Below are 861 nucleotides of genomic sequence, written 5' to 3' on the forward strand. Positions count from 1 at the left end.
CGAGGACCCAGTGCAGGTTGTTCTCGATGCCCCAGTGGGCGCGCACGACCGCGAGCAGCTTCTTGGCCGACAGCAGGCACGAGGCCAGGAAGTATCGGACCTTGTGCTTGGCGGTCTTGCCGGCATTGGCGCGCCAACTGTCGATGCGGCCGACGGCAGCGATAGCGGGGAAGCCGTATTGCTGTGCCAACTGTGGTGCCGGCACGACGATGGCCTGCCGGCGCTCGATGCGGCCATGAGCGGAGCTCCTTGGCTCGCTCGCCCGCGCTGGCTTTCGCGCGGCATCGAGCAGCGCCTTGACAGCCTTGAAGAGCCGGCCGCGATTGCTCTTGATGGCCAACACGTAGTGGCCCTTCCGGTCGCGGATGGCCTGCGCCGTGTCGGGCCGGCAATGCAACGCGTCGGCGGTGACAAGGGTGCCGTCCAGATCGAGCAGGGCGAGGACTTCGAGAACGCCGGCAACCTCGTTGCGATTGGGGGCCTTCCTCTGAGCCAACGCCATGCGCGTGCCTGCCGCCCAGACATTGACCATATGCAGCGGCATGGCCCGAAGGCCCCGCGTGAAGGCTCCGCGCAGCGCCTTGCCGTCGATGCTGACCACGCCCTTGACGCCAAAGCCCTTGCTGAACTTGCGCAAAACCGCTTCCAGACCTTTCGGGTCCAGCGCACGGAAGACATTGCTGAACGTGTCGTGGCTGGGAATGCCGTGGCTGAGCTCCAGGAACCGCCGCAACAGCTCCTCTCGGCCTTTGCCGAAGAACTCGAACTCGGTGCAGATCTTGGCGCCGGCCAGCGTCGCCGCCAAGGCGATGACGAGGATGTCCACCAGACTGTGTTGGGCGTTGCTGGCACGCGGATCCT

The 861-nt window shown here is 65.9% G+C and carries 1 protein-coding gene; it reads right to left on the reverse strand.

Annotation, left to right across the window (positions count from 1 at the left end; all coding sequences use genetic code 11):
- The coding region (locus tag I6F35_RS39565) for an ISAs1 family transposase (protein ID WP_346283255.1) at positions 1–826 on the reverse strand (826 nt) is incomplete at its 3' end.
- Between the last annotated feature and the right edge of the window lie 35 nt (positions 827–861).

This window comes from Bradyrhizobium sp. BRP22 (assembly GCF_020194175.1).
Classification (GTDB): domain Bacteria; phylum Pseudomonadota; class Alphaproteobacteria; order Rhizobiales; family Xanthobacteraceae; genus Bradyrhizobium.